Source organism: Roseovarius halophilus (ex Wu et al. 2025), assembly GCF_047086965.1.
This window is the reverse complement of sequence record NZ_JBKOTX010000317.1, coordinates 1-4,423: the sequence shown is the minus strand read 5'-3', so window position 1 is coordinate 4,423 and position 4,423 is coordinate 1. Positions and strand designations below refer to the sequence as shown.

The following is a 4,423-nucleotide window of genomic DNA, read 5'->3' as shown; positions in this document are numbered from 1 at the left end:
TTCCGTTTCGCCGAAAAGCGCTTCGCACCACCGGCCACGGCCCCGCCGTCGCCAGCGTTGTGGGCGCGCGCCGCCGGGGCCGTGGCCTCCGTCGCGCCAAGTGTCGAGCTGTTCTTGTCGTCCATGGTCCATTCTCCTTCGATGGAAAAGTAGCGCTATGAACTGTCTCAGGAAACCGTGCCCCAACCCATTCAGGGTAATGCCCGAGTCTGTGCCGCGTTGGATCGAAAGACGACGGATCGGGCGGATCGAGGAGATTTGGATGTTCGACTTTCTCAAGCGTGGCGACACCGGGACCGAACCCGCGCCCCGAACGGGCGCCGCCCCCGAGGCCAAGGCCTCGGCTGCGGGCCGCGTGGCGGCCTGGGGCAGCGCCGGGCGCGTGACCTGGAGTGCGCGTGACAGCGTCACCCTGACCAAGACCGGATTTGTCGCCAATCCCATCGGGTTTCGCACGGTCAAGATGATCGCCGAGGCCGTGGCCGCGCTGCCGCTGGTGTTGCAGGACCACGACCGCCGCTACGACAGCCATCCGGTGATCGACCTGGTGCGCCGCCCGAACGGGGCGCAGGGCCGGGCGGAATTGATCGAGGCGCTGATCGGCCAGCTGCTGTTGACCGGCAACGGCTATGTCGAGGCGGTGCCCGGCCCCGAGGGCACACCGGCAGAGCTGCATGTGCTGCGCTCGGACCGGATGGCGCTGGTGCCCGGGGCCGATGGCTGGCCGGTGGCCTATGACTATACCGTGGGCGGGCGCAAGCACCGCTTTCAGGTTGGCGACGGCCCCAGCCCGGTCTGCCATATCAAGAGCTTTCACCCGCAGGACGACCACTACGGCCTGTCGCCGATGCAGGCGGCGGCCAATGCGGTGGACGTGCACAATGCCGCCAGCCGCTGGTCCAAGGCCCTGCTGGACAACGCCGCGCGGCCCTCGGGCGCCATCGTCTATGCCGGGGCCGATGGCCAGGGCCAGCTGAGCCCCGACCAATACGACCGCCTGCTGCTGGAGATGGAAACCCAGCACCAGGGCGCGCGCAACGCCGGCCGGCCGATGCTGCTGGAAGGCGGGCTGGACTGGAAGCCCATGGGGTTTTCGCCCAGCGACATGGAATTCCAGGAAACCAAGGAGGCCGCCGCGCGCGAGATCGCCATAGCCTTTGGCGTGCCGCCGATGCTGCTGGGCCTGCCCGGCGACGCGACCTACGCCAATTACCAGGAGGCCAACCGCGCCTTTTACCGCCTGACGGTGCTGCCCCTGGCGACCCGGGTGACCGGTGCGCTGTCCGACTGGCTGAATGATTTCACCGGCGCGGACGTGTCCTTGCGCCCCGACCTGGACCAGGTCCCGGCGCTGGCAAGCGAACGCGAGGCCCAATGGGCCCGCATCGGGGGCGCCGATTTCCTGACGGATGCGGAAAAGCGCCGCCTGCTGGGCCTGCCGCCGCTGGAGGTGGGCGATGGATGACCGGCCCTTCCCGCGCGAGGCCTTCGATTGCGCCCCGGCCATGCGGATCGAGGCGCAGGAGCGGCTGACGGCGCTGCAATTCAGCCAGTTGCACACGCAGCTGAACAAGATCGAGGACATGATGCAGCGGCTGGAACGCCGCCTCTGGCTGACCGTCTTCGGTGTGGTGGGGGTGATCCTGGCACAGGCGGCGCAATCGCTGCTGGCCGCGACCCCGTGAGAGGAGAAAGGCATGGACCTGGAGCACAAATATATGGGGTTCGGCACCGAACTGGTCGTCGATGGCGCCGAGGTGGCGGGCTATGCCTCGCTTTTCGGGGCGCCCGACAAGGGCGGCGACGTGGTCGCGCCTGGCGCCTACACCCGCTCGCTGGACCGGCTGGCGGAGCGGGGCGGGCGGGTCAAGATGCTCTGGCAGCATGACCCGGCCCAGCCCATCGGCGTCTGGGACACGGTGCGCGAGGACGACCGGGGCCTCTGGGTCAAGGGCCGCATCCTGCGCGACGTGGACCGGGGCCGCGAGGCCGCCGCGCTGATCGAGGCGGGGGCTATCGCACGCTGCGGGCGGCCAAGACCGACAAGGGCGGTCGGCTCTTGTCCGAGCTGGAGCTGTGGGAAGTGTCGCTCGTGACCTTCCCGATGCTTCCCGATGCGCGGGTCGGGGCCAAGGGGGACGACCCCGACGCCCGGGCCCTGCGTGAACTGGCGCAGGTCTTTTGTGAGGCCCGCCGCCTGCTGGACCCGCAATAGGCCCGGCGTTTCAACCCTTTATCTGAAGGAACCGCACAGATGAGCACCCCCGAGACGAAGGCCCGGACCGGCGACGACAGGTCCCCTGCCGAAGTGCTGCAAACGGCCATGGCCGGCTTCATGTCCGATTTCCGGGCCTTTTCAACCGACATTCACCAGAAGCTGCAGGAACAGGACAAACGCATGAGCAAGCTTGACCGCAAATCCGCCATCGCCGGGGCCCGCCCGGCCCTGGCCACCGCCGCCTCGGAAGAGGCCCCCCACCAGAAGGCCTTTGCCGCCTACCTGCGCTCGGGCGACGATGACGGGCTGCGCGGCCTCGACATGGAAGGCAAGGCCATGTCCAGCGCCGTGGCCGCCGATGGTGGCTACCTTGTCGATCCGCAGACCTCGGACATGATCCGCTCGACGCTGTCCTCGACCGCCTCGGTCCGGGCCATCGCCAATGTCGTGCAGGTCGAGGCGACCTCTTACGACGTGCTGGTCGACCACGCCGAGATGGGCGCGGGCTGGGCCACCGAGACCGAACCGGCGACCGAGAGCGGCACGCCCCAGATCGACCGGATCAGCATCCCCCTGCACGAGCTGTCGGCCCTGCCCAAGGCCAGCCAGCGCCTGCTGGACGACAGCGCCTTCGACATCGAGGCCTGGCTGGCCACGCGCATCGCCGACAAGTTCGCCCGCTCCGAGGCGGCGGCCTTTGTCGATGGCGACGGGGTGGACAAGCCGCAGGGCTTTCTGACCGCGCCGGTGGTGGCCAACGGCGGCTGGTCCTGGGGCAGCCTGGGTTATGTCGCGACCGGGGCCGATGGCGGCTTCGACGCGGCCAACCCGGCCGATGCGATCATCGACCTGGTCTATGCGCTGGGCGCCGAGTATCGCGCCAGCGGCACCTTCGTGATGAACTCGAAAACCGCCGGCGCGGTGCGCAAGATCAAGGATGCCGACGGGCGTTTCCTGTGGTCGGACAGGCTGACCGCCGGGGAGCCCGCGCGGCTGCTGGGCTATCCGGTGCTGGTGGCCGAGGACATGCCCGACATTGCCTCGGGGTCCATGGCCATGGCCTTCGGCGATTTCTCGGCCGGTTACACCGTGGCCGAACGCCCCGACCTGCGGGTGCTGCGCGATCCCTTCAGCGCCAAGCCGCATGTGCTGTTTTACGCCACCAAGCGCGTCGGCGGGGCGGTCAGCGACTTTGCCGCGATCAAGCTGCTGAAATTCGGCCTGTCCTGAGGCCGTCACCGGACGGGGGGCGGCGCTGACGCCGCGCTCCGGCCCGGGCGCGGGCATGGCGCGGGGCACCCCCGTGTTGTCCAGCTGCTTCCTTCCGTCCGAGCGATGCGGGGGGCCTGCGCCCGGGCACTTTACCCAAGACACGACACGCCGTTTTCGGAGAAAGCTGATGATGTTGATCGAAGAGACCACGGTGCCGCAAAGCGCCCTGCCGCTGGGTTTGTTCAAGGAGCACCTGCGCCTCGGATCGGGCTTTTCCGATGACGGCTTGCAGGACGGGCTGCTTGAGGGGTTCCTGCGCTCGGCCATGGCCGCCATCGAGGGGCGCACCTCCAAGGTGCTGATCGAGCGGGATTTCGCGCTGACCCTGTCGGTCTGGGCCGATCCGGTGCACCAGCCGCTGCCCGTCGCCCCGGTCAGCGCCGTGGCCGAGGTCGTGCTGCTGGATCGCACTGGCCAGGAAAACCCGGTGGAGGCGGCATCCTGGACCCTGCGCCCCGATATGCAGCGCCCGGCGCTGCTGGCCACGGGCCGCGCGCTGCCGGTCATCCCGCGTGCCGGGTCGGTGCGGCTGCGCTTCCTGGCCGGCTTCGGGCCGGACTGGTCGGACCTGCCCAGCGACCTGCAACAGGCGGTGATGCTGCTGGCGGCACACTACTACGAATACCGGCTTGAAACCCAGTACGACGGCGGCTGCATGCCCTTCGGGGTCAGCGCCCTGATCGAACGCTACCGCGCCCTGCGCCTGGGCCGGGGGGTGGTGTGATGGCCCCGCGTCTGACCCGGCAATTGGTGCTGGAAAACCCGCAGAAGGCGGCCGACGACGCAGGCGGTTTCACCGAAAGCTGGGCCGCGCTGGGCAGCCTCTGGGCGCATCTCGAGGCGCGCACCGGGCGCGAGACATCCGGCGCGGCGATGCCGCTGAGCCTTTTGCGCTACCGCATCACGCTGCGGGCGGCGCCGCCGGGCTCGCCC

At 69.3% G+C, this 4,423-nt stretch carries 5 protein-coding genes and 1 pseudogene; all 6 read left to right on the top strand.

All coding sequences use genetic code 11. The features are described 5' to 3' along the window. The first annotated feature begins 262 nt into the window (after window positions 1-262). Window positions 263-1,465: a phage portal protein gene (locus ACH107_RS30445; RefSeq protein ID WP_412509440.1), complete on the top strand. Its 1,203-nt coding sequence runs from the start codon at window positions 263-265 to the stop codon at window positions 1,463-1,465. Beyond that, window positions 1,458-1,685 (top strand): hypothetical protein, encoded by a 228-nt coding sequence (locus ACH107_RS30440; RefSeq protein ID WP_412509439.1) that lies wholly within the window; start codon window positions 1,458-1,460, stop codon window positions 1,683-1,685. Before ACH107_RS30445 ends, ACH107_RS30440 begins: the two co-directional genes overlap by 8 nt. Window positions 1,686-1,697: 12 nt before the next feature. Continuing rightward, window positions 1,698-2,215: pseudogene (locus ACH107_RS30435) on the top strand (HK97 family phage prohead protease). A gap of 39 nt (window positions 2,216-2,254) precedes the next feature. Next, window positions 2,255-3,448 (top strand): phage major capsid protein, encoded by a 1,194-nt coding sequence (locus ACH107_RS30430; RefSeq protein ID WP_412509438.1) that lies wholly within the window; start codon window positions 2,255-2,257, stop codon window positions 3,446-3,448. Window positions 3,449-3,617: 169 nt separating this feature from the next. Beyond that, window positions 3,618-4,214: a head-tail connector protein gene (locus tag ACH107_RS30425; protein ID WP_412509437.1), complete on the top strand. Its 597-nt coding sequence runs from the start codon at window positions 3,618-3,620 to the stop codon at window positions 4,212-4,214. Beyond that, the coding region (locus ACH107_RS30420; protein WP_412509436.1) for a head-tail adaptor protein at window positions 4,214-4,423 on the top strand (210 nt) is incomplete at its 3' end. The genes ACH107_RS30425 and ACH107_RS30420, both read left to right, overlap by 1 nt.